The organism is Endozoicomonas sp. ALD068 (assembly GCF_049310145.1).
In the GTDB taxonomy this organism is placed as follows: Bacteria; Pseudomonadota; Gammaproteobacteria; order Pseudomonadales; family Endozoicomonadaceae; genus Endozoicomonas_A.
The window spans coordinates 4,810,917-4,827,732 of the sequence record NZ_JBLYNU010000004.1 but is presented as its reverse complement, the minus strand read 5'-3'; the positions used below and the strand labels follow the sequence as shown (position 1 = coordinate 4,827,732).

Below are 16,816 nucleotides of genomic sequence, written 5' to 3'. Positions count from 1 at the left end.
CATGTTGGGTCATTCCGGTGTTTACAAGGGCTTCAGAAAACCCCGCAGGTTCGATAATAACCTGACTGTGATAGGAGCGGGTTCTGCCGGACTGGTAAGCAGCTACATTGCAGCGGCCGTGAAAGCCAGAGTCACTTTGATTGAAAAGCATAGAATGGGTGGCGATTGTCTTAATACCGGCTGTGTTCCCAGCAAGGCTTTGATTCGATCTGCCAAGATGGCCCATTACATGAAGCGAGCCGACGAATTTGGCCTGGAGAATGTGCAGGCTGATGTCAATTTCACCGCTGTAATGGAACGAGTGCAATCGGTCATTAAGCAGGTTGAGCCCCATGATTCGGTCGAACGTTATACCGGTCTGGGCGTAAACTGCGTTACGGGTGAAGCCAGGCTGGTCAGTCCCTGGGAAATTGAGGTGGACGGTCAGCGGATTTCCAGCCGAAATATTATTATCGCCAGTGGCGGCAGACCCTTTGTGCCGCCTTTGCCCGGTGTTGATCAGATTACCCATTACACATCAGATACTCTCTGGGATATTCGTGAAAAACCACAAAAGCTGCTGGTCGTCGGCGGCGGACCGATCGGTTGTGAATTGACTCAGGCTTTTACCCGACTGGGTGTCAATGTGACTCTGCTCGATCATGGTCCCCGCCTGCTGCACCGGGAAGATCCGGATGTTTCTTTGGAGGTGATGTCCCAGTTTCGCAAAGACGGGGTTGATCTTAAGCTGAAGCACGAAACCCGATCCTTTCACAAAGACGGTGATAAACAATGGCTGGTAGCTGAGCATGAAGGCCAAACCGTTGACATTGATTTCGATGCTGTCCTGTTTGCCACAGGTCGCAAAGCCAACACCGGCAGCCTGGGGCTGGAAGCGCTCGGGCTAGAAACCACAGAGCGTGGAACCATTGCTGTGAACGAATATTTGCAGACACGATTCCCGAATATCTACGCCTGCGGTGATGTGGCGGGACCTTATCAATTCACACATGCAGCAGCGCACCAGGCCTGGTATGCCTCTGTGAACGCACTCTTCGGACGCTTCAGGAAGTTCAAAGTGGATTACTCGGTCATGCCCTGGTGTACGTTTACTGATCCGGAAGTGGCCAGAGTAGGCCTTAATGAAACGGAAGCCAAAGAACAGGGAGTTCCCTACGAAATCACCCGCTACGGTATTGATGATCTGGACAGGGCTATTGCCGATGAGGAAGCCAGAGGGTTTATCAAGGTTCTTACCAGGCCGGGCAGTGACAAGATTCTGGGGTGCACTATCGTGGGTTACCATGCCGGTGAACTGATCACCGAATACATCACCGCCATGAAACACGGTCTGGGAATGAACAAGATTCTTGGCACTATTCACATTTACCCTACGCTCAGCGAATCCAACAAGTTTGCTGCAGGTGAGTGGAAACGGGCCCATGCGCCGGAAGGTTTGTTGAAGTGGGTCAAGAAGTATCATGACTGGATGAGACGCTGACTCAGATCCTGGCTGCTAGCAGCCTGTCGGATTTAAGACTGTCCTACTGCGGTTGCGATAAATTGGTCTAAAAATTCCTGCTCCCTCGTCAAATAGCTCGCTATTCTCCTCGGAATCAGAAATTTTTATCCTCAATTTCTCGCAATCCTCGCTACGGACGCTCAATTCCGACAGGCTGCTAGATTAAAAATAAAGGGTCTCTTCTCCGAGGCCTGTTTACAAAATGATCAGGAACCCGATGTCTCAATCCAGCATTTCACAGGCAGGGATATCCCCAACCCTCCCCAAAACTTCAGGAACGGACTCAGCGCCTCTCATCCGGCAAGAAGCTGAAAATCCTGCTCGTCTTAGTCGTGACTCTATCATCGGGGTTGATCTGAGTGTCAGTCTGAATAATGGCAGCCTTGAGCCTTCCGGACTGTCTGGCAAAAGCCTGTCAGAATTCGATATTCAGGCGGCTTCGCCCGATGATGTGAAGAAGAAATTGCCTTCAGGACCTTCCCGCGAAGAGCAACTTTTATCCAAAGTCAGTAATGTTCGGGAAAAAATTTCTTGGGAAGGCTCGAAAGCAAGACCCAAAGTCGACAGAAGCAGCAAAGATGCCCTGACAGCGGCTCTGAAAGAGGCCAATGAATCATTGAAAGAAGCCAGGAAACTTAAGTCCGAGGCTCACAGTCTGGCCAGACAGGGAGTACTGGAGGAGAACTTGCTGGAATTAGGACTGGGCGGTAAGAGAATGACCGGGGCTGAAAGTGAGGCATTTTACGCAGCCCGGGAGTCTGACCAGTTGGTGAGTACACGAAAGCACGAAGTGAAGGATCTGGAGCGGGCACAGAAGGATCTGAAAGCAGAGCAAAAGAAGGCTGCAAAGGCTGGTAAGAAAGCGCGTCAGGCGCTTGAAAGATTGCAAAAAGAGTTACTATCCCTGGGGAAGTCGGTACCTAAAATTCGCAGTAAGGTGATAGCAGCCAAAGATCAGTCCAGCAAAAGATTGGGAGAAGCGCTCAAGTCTTTGCAAAGGGCTCAGAAGAAAGCGAACGCTCTGACGGTCCATGGCGAGAAGTTACTGGCCAAAGCCGATGAAAAGCAGGTTAAGCATGGCATTGATGCAGAGGCCGTAAAAAGCTTGATCAAGCAACACATTTCGGACGCCAGGGCTGAAGCAAAACAGTTGCAGCTCGAAGTGGCCTTGTTAAAAGAAAAAGTGAAGTCAGCGCGAGAATCCGAAAAAGCAAAGAAGCAAGAGCAAAGAGAAATCGATAGAAGTCTCAGGCAACAGAAGAAAGCAGAAAAACAGGCTTCCCGGAAGAAAACCGGACCGCCTGAGAAAACGCAAAGTCGAGAAGAGCCGCTAAAGAAACATGAAGCATCAAAAGTTGCAGAGCCAATAATTGGAGAGCAGAAGCCAGCGATTACCAGAACACTGTCCGACAAGGTCAGTTTCAAGTCGTCAGAACAACCTCCTTTGAAGCCTTCCGGAACCCAGATGAGAGCTTTTCTCAAAGGTATAACGCCTCACAAAGCAATGAGTATCCAGGCATTGGAGAAGTCCATGGATAACCTGCGCAACCCCAGTGATTATCGACAGGTGTTGGCCGATATTTTGGCTTCAGGACTGGTTTTTGGTGAAAAAGTCAGGCTCAGGTCCAATCTCAGCGCTTGCCTGTTGGGAGCCATGAAAGATCCCGAAAAATTCAAGCTCTTTAATAGGGAGTTTATTGAACATATTATGTTTGGCGATAGTATGGATGAAATCCAGCAGCAATATCCTGTGTCAATGAAAAAAGACCTGGAAAGAATTGATAAAGAAGCAGCGAGGAAATAACAGCATTCATGGAATCTGAACATCTTCAGCAGCTCCAGCAGCGGGTAAGTGATGCAGAAGCCTTTGAAACTTCTATTTTGAGAAATCTTGAAGAAACCCGGCACCGGGTTGGAGAGTGCTCCGAAAAACTGACCCGGCTTAATGGGCAGATGGCGTTGCTGGAGGCCAGTCATGAAGCCGATGAAGAACTGGCGAAGAAAATGGATGTGCTCAAATCCCAGCGGGATGACGCCGAGGCAGCCTATCGTGAACAGACTGCCCAGGAGTCAAGATTAAAGAAAATGGGCCTGGACGCCATCAGCCATCTCAAGGTGGCCAGAAATGAGCTGAAAATAGCCCAGCTCAAGTCCGGCTCCTGAAGATACCATTACAACTCTGCTGGTGGCTTTTTGTCAGGTTGATCGGGTTGAGAGGGTTGATCGGGTTGAGCAGATTGAAGGTCGTCCCGAAACAGTACATTAGTTATGTTAACAGCGGCGTCATTGCAGTCCCAGGTCCATGCCACGCTGTCATTGAGCTGCACTTTTGCTTCCATAGCCGCCCCCTTGGTAAACCTGAACTCTCTGATTACCCAACCCGGCTTGTTGCCGGTGTCTGACGTGATTATGAGGTCTTCAGAGCGCACCAGGTAGGTAGGATTTGGCATGTCATCAAAGGTTACTCTCACAAGGTGAGAGTTATTGAGGCTGATACCCACATCCTTGATACTACCCGGATGATTAAAAACACTTTGTGCTGGATTTTTCATTTCTGCCTGACTGTTGGGATCAACTCGCATTATACATTTGCCGAGATCAACGTTTCCATTCAAGCCAATGCCCTCATTAAAAATAGCTTCTACGTGTTTCGTTGCATCGTCTGCGAAATCCCCATGGCTGAGAGGAGTGAAGCCGATGAACAGGCCTGACAAAGCAACAAGGGAAGCCCTGCGACATAAGCCGTCTGGTTGTAGCAGATTCATAATAGATATTCTCAATGAAAATGAAAATGAAAATGAAAATAGAGATGCTGAGGTGTTGCGAAAGCAACAAAAAAAATTATAGGCAGTGTTCAGGTATCTTCCCATTGATTTGATAGCTCGATCCATTATGAAAGAGCCGTTATTTATTTATAAAAATAATTTATCCTTAATTTGCTTAAAACGCCCCCATCGAACTGGGGGTCTTGATGAGCAATCAGAAAGATGACCTGATCAGATTGATTAATCTTCAGACAGTTTCAGGCTGTGGTTTTTTTCCTGGGAATCCCCAGTCGTTGTCGTCTCTCCCAAAGTGTTTTACGACTAATGCCGAGTTTCTGAGCCAGCTCGGTTTCGGTCATTTGATTCTGGTGTTCAAGCACGAAGCGTTGGAAGTAATCTTCCAGTGACAAACCATCCTGAGTCTCAACCACGTTGTTATTGTCAGTATTGCCGATGTCAGTCCTGAAGAAAGTCGATTTGACGTGAACATCCAGATCCAGAGTTTCAGGCGTAATGATGTCATCGTCACAGAGAATGACAGCCCGCTCAATGGCATGTTCCAGCTCTCGCACATTCCCCGGCCACTGATGTTGACAGATAGCTGCCATGGCTTCAGGAGAGTAAGAATACACTTCCAGCTCCATCTTGCTGCAGACTTTTTCCAGCAGCTTCTCTGCAAGCATCAGGACATCGTTGCCTCGCTCACGCAGAGCCGGAATTCTCAGTTCTACCACTTTCAATCGATAATAGAGATCTTCACGGAAGTCACCACTTGCAGAGAGCTGGCGCAGATTTCTGTGGGTAGCAGCAATCAGTCGTACATCGACTTTCTGGGATTGCACGGAGCCCACTCTTCTGATTTCTCCTTCTTGCAGAACCCGAAGCAATCGAGCCTGGGCCTCCAGGGGAAGTTCACCGATTTCATCAAGGAAAAGGGTGCCGGTATTGGCTGCTTCAATCAGGCCCGTCCGGGCAGCAGTGGCTCCGGTAAAGGAACCCTTCTCGTGACCAAATAGTTCTGATTCAATGAGGGTCTCCGGAATGGCCGCACAATTAACCGAGATCATTGGGCCATTGGCACGGCGGCTGTTCTCATGGAGGGCTCTGGCGACCAGTTCTTTACCCGTACCTGACTCACCCTGAATCAGAACAGTGGCATCGGTCGGGGCAACTTTTCGGATGCGTTTGAAGAGCAGCTTCATGGCGTCACAATGCCCCAGAATACCGCTGTATCCTGTATGTGTGTCACTAAGCACGTCTTCAGTTGATCTGTCAGGTAAAGCCGGTTTGTTTGCCATAATAGCGGCAACACGTTCCAGCATTTCAGAGTGATCAAAGGGTTTGGCAATATAGTCAACAGCGCCCATTTTCATGGTGTTCACGGCTGAGTTCAAGCTGGCATAACTGGTCATAATCAGGACCGGTACGTCCTCAGCAAGGTTGATCATCTCGGTACCGGGTGAGTCAGGCAGGCGCAAATCACTGATGATCAGGTCAAAGTCTTTTAATCTGTAGGACAACTCAGCTTCGTGGACAGAACCCGCTTCGCTGACGCTGTAGTCGTTTCTTTCCAACAATCTTCTCAGGGAGGCACGAATAATCTCTTCGTCCTCAACAATGAGAATATTACCCGGGTTCATACGGTTTCCCCCTCCTGCTCCCATGAATCATGGGGCCGATAAGTCATATAACCATGCTGCTGCCTGATGCTCTGCGGCTCATGACGCGGCAGGGAAATTTCAAAACGTGTACCTTTATCCAGATTTTTATCGGTTGGGCTGATGACTCTGATGGTACCAAAGTGCTCTTCAATGATATTCCAGGTCAGTGCCAGACCGAGGCCGGTACCTTTACCCGTCTCTTTGGTGGTGAAGAAGGGTTCAAACAGACGCTCCTGAATGCTGGCAGGAATGCCATGACCCTGGTCTTCGACGTCGACTTTGATGGTATGGTCAGAGGCCGATGTTCTTATAGTGATTGTGCTGTTCTCATCGGAAGCATCCACAGCATTATTCAGCAGGTTGATGAAAACCTGTTGCAGTTTTTGTGGGTCACCCGCCACCCTGTGATCTGGATCACATAAGTTAAGAAAGCTGATATTGCTGCTCTTTCGTCCAAGTTGCAACAGGCTGATAGACTCCTGAACGCTGGTAAAAAGATCGACGGGTTCATGAGTGCTCGTTTCTGATCGATTCTTACCGTTATGGGAGTAGCTCATGAGCATTTGCACAATTCTGGAAACTCTTTTGGTTTGTTCCAGTACCTGACCCGCCACTTGCCGGGTATCGTCTTCTTCTGAAAGGGCTTTCAGCTCTTGGGCCAGACAATCAATAGCCGTGACCGGGTTGCCAATCTCGTGGGCAACACCGGCCGCCAGCTGTCCAATGGAAGCCAGTCGTTCACTATGAAACAGTTGATCTTCCAGCATCTGGTTTTCAGTATGATCTTCCAGCAGCATCACTTTGTTGCCACTGACACCGGATAATGGTGCTTCAAGGTTAGCCTTATGAAGATTGAAATAACGCAACTGCCCATTAATTTCTACACCATGTTTAGGAAGGTGGTGACTGTCTATCCGGGCAAAGTTGCCGAGAATCTTATTCCAGGGCTCTGGAATCTGGTTCATAGGGCTGCCCAGGACATCCGAGGCGGGAATATCGGTCATATGACTCATAGCCTGGTTCCAGAGCATAATCTCTCCTGCCGCATCCACGGAGCAAAGAGCCATGGGAAGATTATTCAGAGTGTCCCGATGATATCGCCTCAGATCGTCAAGCTCTCCGGCCAGTCCGCTCAATCGGCTGTGATAGGCCTCCAGTCGGGATTCCATGAAATGAATGTCCCGGGTAACGTAACCCTTGTTTTCATCCCAGGGCAAGAAAGTGTCAACGATATCGTGGGCCACAGTCGGTCCCATCAGGCCCGAAAGGTTTTTCTCGATCCGCTCCCTTAGCCGACGAAGCGCATGGGGGCGATTTTCCTCTTCGCTCATGTTGAGATCGCTGAGTGCTCTGGATACTTCCTTTTGGGCTACCAGTTCCCCCAGAGGTTTGCTCAGCATTTCATGGAAATCATGGGCGGACTTGGCTTCAGGTACTTTCTGCTCGTTTCGGCTATCGCTTTCCACCAGACAGGCACTGGCGGCTGAACGCTCTTCGGGGGACATACGGGTAAACTTCGAGACCAGATAGATAAGTACTGCATTGACCGACAAGGCAGTCATACCCAACAGATGCCACTGTTGGTAAAGATAGGTCGAAACTTCATTCATGGTCGAACTGAAGAGGCTGAAATCGACCATCTGGGGCAACATCATAGTGAAGAACCAGAAGGTGGTACCGCCGATCAGGCCGACAATAAATCCTTTATGATTGGCTTTGGGCCAATAGAGTACGCAGAGCGCTCCCGGCAGAAGTTGCAGGGCGCCTACGTAGGCAATAACCCCCAGATTATAGAGTGCGCGCTCGGCTTCGAGCATGCGATAGAAGCCGTAGGAACTGACAATCAGTGCCACAATAATGCATCGCTTGAACCAGATCAGCCAGCGATAGATGTTCACCTCAATCTGAAGGCGAGGCGGGTGATAGGGTAACACTATATGGTTCATGATCATTGAAGACAGGGCCAGTATTGTGACAATCGTCAAGCCACTGGCAGCCGCCAGCCCTCCTATGTAGGCGACAATGGTTAGCCATGGCATATCCAGAGCCTGACCAATGAACAGCGTGAAGTAGTCAGCCGCTACCGGGCTGTCCAGCTTGATACCGGCCCAGAGAATCAGCAGTGTGGGCAGACTCAGTATCAGCAGAAAAAGGGGAAGTGCCCAACTGGCAATATGAAGAGAACGCTGGCTACGATTCTCGGCAAAAGTCATATGGAACATATGTGGCATGACAATCGCTGAAGCAAAAAACATCAGCAGCATGCTGCGCCAGGGACCGTCCTCAAGCGGTGTTTGCATTTCTATCAGTGAATCCTGATGGACAGCAAGCCAGACTTCCACGCCATCAAGACCATGAAAAACTTCAAACAAAATTACCAGGCCCAGGGTTGCCATAACCACCAGTTTGACCACTGACTCAACCGCTATTGCCATGACCAGACCCTGATGTCTGTCACGGGTTGAGGGATTACGAGTCCCGAACAGAGCCGCAAACAGGGCTACCATGACACAGAAAACGATGGCCAGTCGTTCCGGAGAGTACTCCTTGCTGATCAGGTGAATACTGTCGGATACCGCCTGAATTTGCAGTGATAGCAGAGGCATGGTTGCGGTCAGCATCAATACAGTGGCCAGGGTTCCGGCGACAGGGCTACGGAACCGGAACGCAAAAAGGTCTGCCAGTGAGCTGAGCTGGTAAGTTCGGGTAATCTTAAGAATCGGATGGAGCAAAACCGGAGACAGCAGGAAAGCACCACTCACACCCAGATAGAAGGCGAGAAAAACATAACCGTGCTCATTCGCGAAGCCCAGGCTGCCGAAATAGGCCCAGCTGGAGGCGTAGACTCCCAGAGACAGAACATAGACAGCAGGGTGGCGGGTGATTTTTTCGGGAATCAGACCTTTCTCGGTCGCCCAGGCACAAAAGAATAAGGCCAGCAAATAGGCGACACTGACCAGCAGGAGTTCTTCGAGCTCAAAACTCATCGGACTTCCCTCTCGGCTGGAGCAGGAAGCCTGCCAGAATCACGAAAAACCAGAGAATCCAGGGTTGGTACCAGCTATCGCCAGTCGTAATCCACCATCCCATGATGGCGGGAGAGAAAAGGTAGATACTGATAACCAGAAGCAAAACCAGACGATAGATGTACATGAAACTTCAGTACGAGCTTTAAATCGGACTGTCCATGTTAACCAGTGTTGAGATAAACCGCAAAAGAGGGTGAATTTATCTCGGGAGGTGCTGAAGTTTGTATTAATATGTAACGACAAACTAATACAGGAGCTTGTTAATGGGCAGAAATACATCTGTGACACTTGGGCATCACTTTGAGCAGTTTGTGGCTGCAAAAATCAAGGAAGGCCGTTATCAGTCGGTCAGTGAAGTGGTCAGGGCAGGATTGCGGAAGTTAGAAGAGGATGAAGTAAAACTTGAGGCTCTCAGAAAAGAGTTGGAAGAGGGAGAAAATAGCCAGGTTGCAGAAGACTTCAGTACGGATGGTTTATTGGCTGAACTGCACAGGAAACATTTGTGAGTAGTAAATATAAAATTCGTAAAAAAGCTCTGATGGATCTTGAGAAAATCTGGCTTTATACATTCAATCATTGGGGTGTGGAACAAGCCGACGACTACGTACGCTTGATAACGGATAAATTTGAATGGTTGGCTGAAAATCCCAAGGCGGGTCAACCAAGGCATGAGATCAAATCAGGATATCTAAGCGCTCTAGCGGGATCTCATCTTATTTTTTATAAATTGACCCGTCATCAGCCAGACATTGTAAGTGTCACACATCAAAAAGCAGACATTTCAAGTAGAGTTGGAAGCCCGAAAGAAAAGTTTCTACCCTGAGGAAATGTCCACATCAAACACCCGGTGGATCGTAGGTCACCCAGTAAACCATATTGCCCGGGCAGTCGTCGCCCAGTACGTCGCTCATTAGTTCGTTGGCTTTCAGGTCAGCCATTTTCCTGATCCAGTCAGTGTCGTCCAGTTTTTCTTCCAGAAACCAGCTGGGCAGGGCGTTGATGTGCTTATCGTAATAAGCCAGAGGGAATTTGAGGTCTCTTGGCAGGCGAGAGCGTTTGATACTCAACGCGGCATCGCAACGAACCACCAGACTCTCTGCCACCTGTCTTCTTTTGCTGAGGTAGTTTCCTGCTTCCCTGCGATACTTATCTTCGTAAGGGCCCATCAGCTCTTCATAGCGGTCCTCCAGGCAGTGATCGTAAGCCCGGCTGACATCGTCGTTCTGGTAGCCCATAATCTTGCAGGCTTCTTTCACCCGTTCACGAAACTCACGGCTGATCTGCAAATACCAGGGAGCGTGAGGACCAAGGATGTTCTGTGCTTCCTGGTTAGCAACGAAAAACAGGTTTTCATCCGGGGTAAAGCAGAGTGCAGCATCCTGTGCGGTGACCACCTCAATTTTCGAAAGATCCGGCTCTTTGCCAACAGCCTTTTCGCGTTCAAAACGAGCTTTTTGACAGAACTCAGAGTCGGTAACATCGAATGTAGCTCCCGGGACGGGCTCGATTTCCTGAGAGGTAAACGCCAGAGAATGGGGGATAACAAGCAATGTGGCAGCAGGCAGCCAACGACGTACAATTTTTTTAATAACGGTGTTGATGACGGACATATCCACTCCTTAGACACATCTTTCTCGACAAGGTTAATAGTCTATGTATACCACTCCCGATCTTCAGGATAAAGTCGCCAGTGGCACAATAGGCTGTTTTGCGACCTTTTCTATCTGCCAGTGCGCTATACCCCACTGCAGAATCTCGGAAACACTGCTGCCATCCAGTTCGGCATCCGGATTTTGTCCCAATGCCCTCAGCGCTTTAATTAACTGTTGTTCAGGTCGATCAAGAGGAATCCCGGGAGCATGGTTCTGCTTGCTGAGCTTGTCGCCGTTTGCAAGGGTGATAACAGGAACGTGAGCATAAACAGGCGCAGCAGTGTTAAGCAGAGACAACAGATGGATCTGCCAGGGCGTGGCATTGAGAAGATCATGACCCCTGACGATGTGTGTGATTCCCTGGTAAGCGTCGTCTGCACAGACGGCCAGTTGATAGGCAAAGAGACCATCCTTGCGTTGAATGATAAAGTCACCCAGATCTGGCAGCGCATATTCGATCGTTCCCTGAATCTGATCCTGAAACGCAATGATTGTGTCAGGGCATCTGACCCTCAGGGAGTGTGGGGATTTTGTGTTGACTGTTTTGTCTCGACAGATACCCGGATAGACGCCTCCTGTTCCATGAAGATCTTTGCGTGTACAGGTGCAGGGGTATACGAAACCTCTGACCTTAAGGTCACTGATGATGTCCTGGTACGCCTCGTAACGTTCGCTTTGGTAGAGCACCTGGTCATCCCAGAGCAAGCCATAGACTTCCAGCGACTTCAGAATCTGATGGGCTGCGCCAGGTTGTTCTCTGGGAGGATCAATATCTTCCATGCGGACCCGCCAGATTCCGTTTTGCGAGCGGGCATCAAGAAAACTGGCCAGCGCGGCGACCAGTGAGCCAAAGTGTAGTGGACCGGAAGGAGAAGGTGCGAAGCGGCCAATGTAGTTTGACTTTTCTTGACTGAGAGCAGGTTTTTTTGCTGTCGGCATGTTCAGGCTCATCAGACCATAAGCAGATGAAAGGGAGTATTGTCGATGCTTCGGCAATACAGTTTGATAAACGCAAAAACAGCAAAGCCGCGATATGATTCGCGGCTTTGTGTGAAGTCAGCAATGACCGGGTATTATTGACCCAGCTGCTTCTCCTTGATTTCAGCCAGGGTTTTGCAATCGATGCAAAGAGTGGCTGTAGGTCGAGCTTCCAGACGGCGCACACCAATCTCGACACCGCAAGAGTCGCAGAAACCGTAATCTTCTTCCTCAATACGAGTCAGAGTTTTATCGATTTTTCTGATCAGTTTGCGCTCGCGATCCCGGGTGCGTAGCTCCAGGCTGAACTCTTCTTCCTGACTGGCACGGTCAGCCGGGTCAGGGAAGTTAGCTGCTTCATCCTGCATATGGTTTACGGTGCGATCCACTTCTTCCATCAACTCCTGCTTCCATTGCCTTAGGATGTTGGTGAAATGTTCGACCTGCTTTTCATTCATGTATTCTTCGCCTTCTTTCTCCACATACGGAGTGAAAGAGCGAAGCAAATTACCTTGATCGGCTTTTTTCTGTGCTGACATGATTACAGCCTCATCACCTTCTCATTAAGTAGCTCGACATACTTCTTGCCAAGCTTTCCATCCGAACGCCGGATAAGACCGGCTTCCTTGAAAGCTGAGGTCAACACTACGGGTTGCCAGAATCAGCTGCTAAATCTGGCCCCTATGCCTCTTGCCTTCCTCACAGAAGCGATGAAACTACCAAAACCTATGGCAATGCGCCATAAAAAAATGCTTCTGCCGCTGTCGACAAGTGATCATCCACATATTACATAGTAATCACAAAATACTGTCGGAGGAAACCGTCAACTGAGTATCATAGAATTCAGATTTAGAATATTAACGTCCGATTTAATAAAATATTGATATGAAATTTGAAAAAAATCTTCAGTCAGCCCGCCTGCTTCGTCGCTATAAACGGTTCATGGCAGATGTTGAGCTGGAGGATGGCAGTAGCATTACCCTTCACTGTCCGAATACCGGTTCCATGAAAAATTGTCTCTATCCGGGTAAACAGGTCTGGTATCTCGATTCCGGCAATCCCAAACGGAAATATCCCTGCACCTGGGAGTTGGCCGAGATCCCCGTTATGTTCGGATCAGAGGAGAAAAACACCCTGGCCGGATTGAATACCGGCAGAGCCAACAAACTGGTGGCAGAAGCGCTGAACCTGAAACAGATTTCCGGGCTGACAGAATACGATAAGGTTCGCAGAGAGGTACCTTACGGTGAAGAAAAAAGCCGTATCGACTTTTTGCTGCAGCAAGAAGGTTTGCCAGATTGTTATGTTGAAGTGAAAAGTGTCACTCTGGCAGTGGGTGATGGTCTGGGCTTGTTTCCTGATGCTGTCACCACACGAGGGACAAAGCATCTCAGGGAGTTGATGGCCGTGGTTGAGTCAGGCTATAGGGCGGTGCTGCTGTTTTGTGTTCAACACACGGGAATTGAACGTGTTGCTCCGGCTCATGATATTGACCCGGAATACGGTCGGGCCATTAAAGAAGCTGCAGCAGCAGGGGTTGAAATTATGGCTCTGGGCGCTGATATATCGACGCAGGAAATTACTCTGACCCGGACATTGCCCGTTTTTGATATTCAATAATCGGCTGATTCAACAACCATTGATAAGTCGCCTGCCCTGATTTCCAGATCCAGTGGCTATATTTCATTCCTCTTTTTGCATGATGGTTCGTGTAGCCTGCGAAATTACGTCTATTTTTAAGGGCGTGACATCATTACGTTATGGAACCTTTTAATGCTCAGAACCGCAGTAGTCGGGACGGGATATCTGGGAAAGTTTCACGCCCATAAGTACGCCATGTTACCTGGATCTCAGCTGGTCGGGGTGGCAGACATTGATGAAGACAGTGGTCGTCTTGTTGCCAGAGACTGTGCTACAGAGTTCTTCGCTGATTACCAACAACTGTTAGATAAGGTGGATGCTGTCAGTATTGCGGTACCTACGTTGCTTCATCATAAGATTTCCAGGGATTTTCTCAGGGCTGGTGTGCATGTACTGGTCGAAAAGCCCATAACCTCCAGCCTGAATGAGGCCCATGAGCTGGTTCAGATAGCCAGACACCAGAAGCTGGTTCTGCAGGTAGGTTGCCTGGAGCGCTTTAACGAAGCACTTTCCGGGGTAGGCCCGCTGTTGAACAGACCCCGCTTTATTGAGTCCCACCGGCTGGCCGGATTCAAGCCACGTTCCATGGATATCAATGTGGTTATGGATCTTATGATCCATGACCTGGATATTATTCTCAGCATGGTCAACCAACCACTGGTGGATGTCGCTGCCAACGGTACCGCTGTTCTGTCTGACTCGGTGGATATTGCCCAGGCACGGCTGACATTCAGCGGTGGCTGCGTAGCCAATGTGACCGCAAGCCGGATCAGTCAGAAAGCCAAGCGAAAAATGCACATCTTTCAGGAGAAGTCGTGCATTTGTATCGACTTTCAGTCTCTGAATCTGTCGCACTTTTACAAAGGCAAAGGTGAGATGTTTCCCGGCATTCCAAATATTGAGTGTGATGCACTGAATTATAAAGACAGCGACTCCCTGCGCAGGGAAATAGAAGATTTCCTAAACTGTGTTCGTCACTCAAAAGCACCCAGGGTCAGCGGTGAAGATGGCCAGCGTGCCCTGGAGTTAGCTACCCGGATTTCCGACATCATTGAAGGAGGCATCCAGTGAGCTCGGAACCACTGATCCCGATGGTGGATACACTCGCCTGGCACAAGCCTGTTCAGCAGGAACTCAGGTCGGCGGCCACACGGGTACTCGACTCAGGTCGTTTTCTGATGGGAGAGGAGGTGATGGCTTTTGAGCAGGAAGTCGGAACCTTTCTCCAGGCTAATCATACAGTCAGCTGCGCTAATGGCACCGATGCCCTGGTGCTTGCACTCTCAGCAGCGGGTCTGGGGCCTGGTGACGAAGTCATCACGACGCCCTTTACTTTTTTTGCCACCGCTGAGGCCATCGTTCGGGTGGGAGCAACACCAGTGTTTGCGGATATAGAACCAGAGACGTTTAATATTGATCCGCTTCGGGTAAAGGAAGCGATTACTGAACACACTCGTGCAGTGCTGGTGGTTCATCTGTTTGGTTTGCCTGCCCGTATTCAGGAAATTCAGAGGCTCTGTGAGGAGCGATCTCTGCTGCTGATTGAGGATTGCGCCCAGTCTTTTGGTGCTTCAGTCAACGGCAGAATGATGGGAACCTGGGGTGACCTTGGTTGTTTCAGTTTTTTCCCCAGCAAGAACCTCGGTGGTTTTGGTGATGGCGGTCTAATCACCGCAAAGACGGAGTCTGTGGCGGAGCAGCTTAAGCTATTGAGAAACCACGGCAGTAGCGCCCAATACCGACATGAACGCATGGGTTTCAACAGTCGACTGGATGAAATGCAGGCGGCGCTGCTCAGGGTCAAGCTAAAGCATATTGCACGTTATAACGAAGAGCGAAAAAAAATAGCAGAAGACTACCGCTCCTGTCTGCAGGGGATGGATGTTCTGTTGCCGACAGGACAGGAGCATGTTTACCACCAGTTTACGGTATTGACCGATCAGCGAGATCAACTGAGGGAGCATCTGGCCAGCCAGGGCGTTGCATCAGCCCTGTATTATCCGATGCCACTGCATCAGCAGCCGGTGTTTGAGGGTTTGCCAATGACACAGGATCTTTTTGTTGCCGAGCAGGTGTCCCGGCATTGTCTTTCCCTGCCTGTTTTTCCGGGGATGACGGAGACACAAGTGAATCGGGTCGCTGAGTCGGTTTCCCGTTTCTTCTCGGATGACAGTGCAGAATTTGCGTACTGGTTCGCCGGAGTCGCACCCTGAATAACTGGCACTGCGCGGTATTGGTAATGGCCCTTTTTGCCTCTCAAGTGGTCCATTCAGCCCCGTTTTATGATCAGCTTGAGGCGGTTCAGCTGGACGATGCCCACTTTGATGCTCAGGGGCGAGTGGTGATGATCGGCAATATTGATCGCAAGGTTGTCTGTCTTCGCCCTATGCGAAAAGGGTTGCCAGAGATTAGTGCCGAGAGTCTGGGTGAACAGTTAAGAGTCCATTTATACGGTCATGGAGGCAGTGGCTGGACGCTTCTCTGGGGGAGTGTCGACAAGGCTATGGCCCTGTTTGAGAAGAAGGCCAGAGAGCATAAATTCAACGACCAGGTCCCCATTACGGTCATTGGCGCGGGCTGTATGGGAAAAGCCTTGGCTTTATCACTCCATCATGCAGGCTACCGGAGCATTCGTATTGTCGCCGAGCAAGACAACCGTATTGCTTCTCTGAACTCAACCGGCTATCTGGCCATGGTGTCTCTGGCAACAGAAAATGAAACAGAGAAAAAAGAGGCTGAACAGCTGGCCATTGAGACGCTCAAGGGTTACCAAAGGGTAGACAGCGGAACCCATCCCATCATCAATGAAGGGGTTCATCTTATTGATGTTTACAGTGGTCTGGGCAAAGAAGACGAGGAAGGTCCCCTGGAAACTTATACCGGTATTGAGCCCTTTGCCGAGGCAGGATTGTTACCCAAACCAGAGAAAGGCGTGGTTGAGTTTTCGACCGGTGTGAGTTACCCGATGCAAAAATTCCGGACTTACTTTATGGATACTGCTGTCATTATGGCAGCCTTTGATCGTGAACTCAGAACCAGAAAGATTCCCGTGATCCATAAGACAGTGGACAGTCTGGATGATATTAAAACCGATGTTGTTTTTAACTGTTCCGGGCTCGGGGCCGGCAAACTGAATCACGATGACAGGGTCTACCCAAACATGGGATTGTTGCTGGATCTGGCTCATCAACCCCTGAAAAAGCTCGACTACATTATTTACACTCGCTACCAGCCGCCGGGAGCACCGAAACGAACCAGCCCTGCGGATAAAGCGGACATCTATTTTATGCCCAGAGGGGGAGGGTTACTGGGAGCCACTTTTGTCGACCACAATGACGGCTCGGATAAGGCTCTGAATGAAGCCTTATTTACAAAAATACTAAGGGAAAACAAGCAGTTTTTTGGCTATCCAATTAATCCTCATTGAGACGCTGAGCAGGTATCAAAGAACGGACAGATGAACCCAGCCGCAGTCAAAAAAAGCAGCAGCGCCAAAGAAGCATAATGACCAACTATGGGGCTGCCGATGGCTACAGCTAAACCAGCCAAAGAATTGACAACCGCTCCGAGCCCGGAAATTCCTCCAAAC

16 protein-coding genes are annotated in these 16,816 nt (G+C 49.6%); 9 read left to right on the top strand and 7 right to left on the bottom strand.

The features are described from left to right. Nucleotide 1 precedes the first annotated feature (1 nt). From ACO6V5_RS17560 to ACO6V5_RS17550, 3 genes are all read left to right on the top strand, one after another. Nucleotides 2–1,480: a dihydrolipoyl dehydrogenase family protein gene (locus tag ACO6V5_RS17560; RefSeq protein WP_422136483.1), complete on the top strand. Its 1,479-nt coding sequence runs from the start codon at nt 2–4 to the stop codon at nt 1,478–1,480. A gap of 238 nt (nt 1,481–1,718) precedes the next feature. Beyond that, a complete protein-coding gene (locus ACO6V5_RS17555) occupies nt 1,719–3,305 on the top strand; it encodes a hypothetical protein (protein WP_422412175.1) in 1,587 nt (528 codons plus the stop codon). A gap of 8 nt (nt 3,306–3,313) precedes the next feature. Then, entirely contained in the window at nt 3,314–3,664 is a 351-nt protein-coding gene (locus ACO6V5_RS17550) for a hypothetical protein (protein ID WP_422136485.1), read from the top strand. Between the two features lie 8 nt (nt 3,665–3,672). Here the strand turns inward: ACO6V5_RS17550 and ACO6V5_RS17545 are convergent, their stop codons facing one another. The 4 genes from ACO6V5_RS17545 to ACO6V5_RS17530 form a co-directional block, all read right to left on the bottom strand. Then, the gene (locus tag ACO6V5_RS17545; RefSeq protein WP_422136486.1) at nt 3,673–4,266 is read right to left on the bottom strand and encodes a hypothetical protein; all 594 of its coding nucleotides are present in this window, start codon (nt 4,264–4,266) and stop codon (nt 3,673–3,675) included. Between the two features lie 257 nt (nt 4,267–4,523). Then, nucleotides 4,524–5,906 (bottom strand): sigma-54-dependent transcriptional regulator, encoded by a 1,383-nt coding sequence (locus ACO6V5_RS17540; protein ID WP_422136487.1) that lies wholly within the window; start codon nt 5,904–5,906, stop codon nt 4,524–4,526. After that, nucleotides 5,903–8,914, bottom strand: a complete 3,012-nt coding sequence (locus ACO6V5_RS17535) for an ATP-binding protein (protein WP_422412172.1) — start codon at nt 8,912–8,914, stop codon at nt 5,903–5,905. Before ACO6V5_RS17535 ends, ACO6V5_RS17540 begins: the two co-directional genes overlap by 4 nt. Next, complete coding sequence (locus ACO6V5_RS17530; RefSeq protein ID WP_317143910.1) at nt 8,904–9,080, bottom strand: hypothetical protein; 177 nt, start codon at nt 9,078–9,080, stop codon at nt 8,904–8,906. Before ACO6V5_RS17530 ends, ACO6V5_RS17535 begins: the two co-directional genes overlap by 11 nt. Before the next feature lie 139 nt (nt 9,081–9,219). On the opposite strand from ACO6V5_RS17530, the gene ACO6V5_RS17525 reads away from it, so the two are divergent. Further along, nucleotides 9,220–9,462 carry a type II toxin-antitoxin system ParD family antitoxin gene (locus ACO6V5_RS17525; RefSeq protein WP_422136489.1) on the top strand — a complete coding sequence of 81 codons (243 nt, stop codon included), beginning with the start codon at nt 9,220–9,222 and terminating at the stop codon, nt 9,460–9,462. After that, on the top strand, nt 9,459–9,779 hold the full coding sequence (locus ACO6V5_RS17520) for a type II toxin-antitoxin system RelE/ParE family toxin (protein ID WP_422412169.1): 321 nt from the start codon (nt 9,459–9,461) through the stop codon (nt 9,777–9,779). The genes ACO6V5_RS17525 and ACO6V5_RS17520 overlap by 4 nt, the downstream gene beginning before the upstream one ends. A gap of 13 nt (nt 9,780–9,792) precedes the next feature. On the opposite strand, the gene ACO6V5_RS17515 is transcribed toward ACO6V5_RS17520, so the two are convergent. The 3 genes from ACO6V5_RS17515 to dksA form a co-directional block, all read right to left on the bottom strand. Continuing rightward, entirely contained in the window at nt 9,793–10,566 is a 774-nt protein-coding gene (locus tag ACO6V5_RS17515; RefSeq protein WP_422136491.1) for a hypothetical protein, read from the bottom strand. 63 nt (nt 10,567–10,629) lie between these two features. Continuing rightward, a complete protein-coding gene (gene gluQRS / locus ACO6V5_RS17510) occupies nt 10,630–11,547 on the bottom strand; it encodes a tRNA glutamyl-Q(34) synthetase GluQRS (protein WP_422139643.1) in 918 nt (305 codons plus the stop codon). Nucleotides 11,548–11,681: 134 nt separating this feature from the next. Further along, entirely contained in the window at nt 11,682–12,125 is a 444-nt protein-coding gene (gene dksA, locus ACO6V5_RS17505; protein WP_422136493.1) for an RNA polymerase-binding protein DksA, read from the bottom strand. 346 nt (nt 12,126–12,471) lie between these two features. Here dksA and sfsA point away from each other — a divergent pair, with 346 nt between their 5' ends. From sfsA to ACO6V5_RS17485, 4 genes are all read left to right on the top strand, one after another. Continuing rightward, a complete protein-coding gene (gene sfsA, locus ACO6V5_RS17500; RefSeq protein ID WP_422139644.1) occupies nt 12,472–13,206 on the top strand; it encodes a DNA/RNA nuclease SfsA in 735 nt (244 codons plus the stop codon). 153 nt (nt 13,207–13,359) lie between these two features. Beyond that, entirely contained in the window at nt 13,360–14,298 is a 939-nt protein-coding gene (locus tag ACO6V5_RS17495) for a Gfo/Idh/MocA family protein (protein ID WP_422136495.1), read from the top strand. Then, nucleotides 14,295–15,440, top strand: a complete 1,146-nt coding sequence (locus tag ACO6V5_RS17490) for a DegT/DnrJ/EryC1/StrS family aminotransferase (RefSeq protein WP_422136496.1) — start codon at nt 14,295–14,297, stop codon at nt 15,438–15,440. Before ACO6V5_RS17495 ends, ACO6V5_RS17490 begins: the two co-directional genes overlap by 4 nt. Before the next feature lie 26 nt (nt 15,441–15,466). Further along, the gene (locus tag ACO6V5_RS17485; RefSeq protein WP_422412165.1) at nt 15,467–16,654 is read left to right on the top strand and encodes an FAD-dependent oxidoreductase; all 1,188 of its coding nucleotides are present in this window, start codon (nt 15,467–15,469) and stop codon (nt 16,652–16,654) included. Nucleotides 16,655–16,816 lie beyond the last annotated feature (162 nt).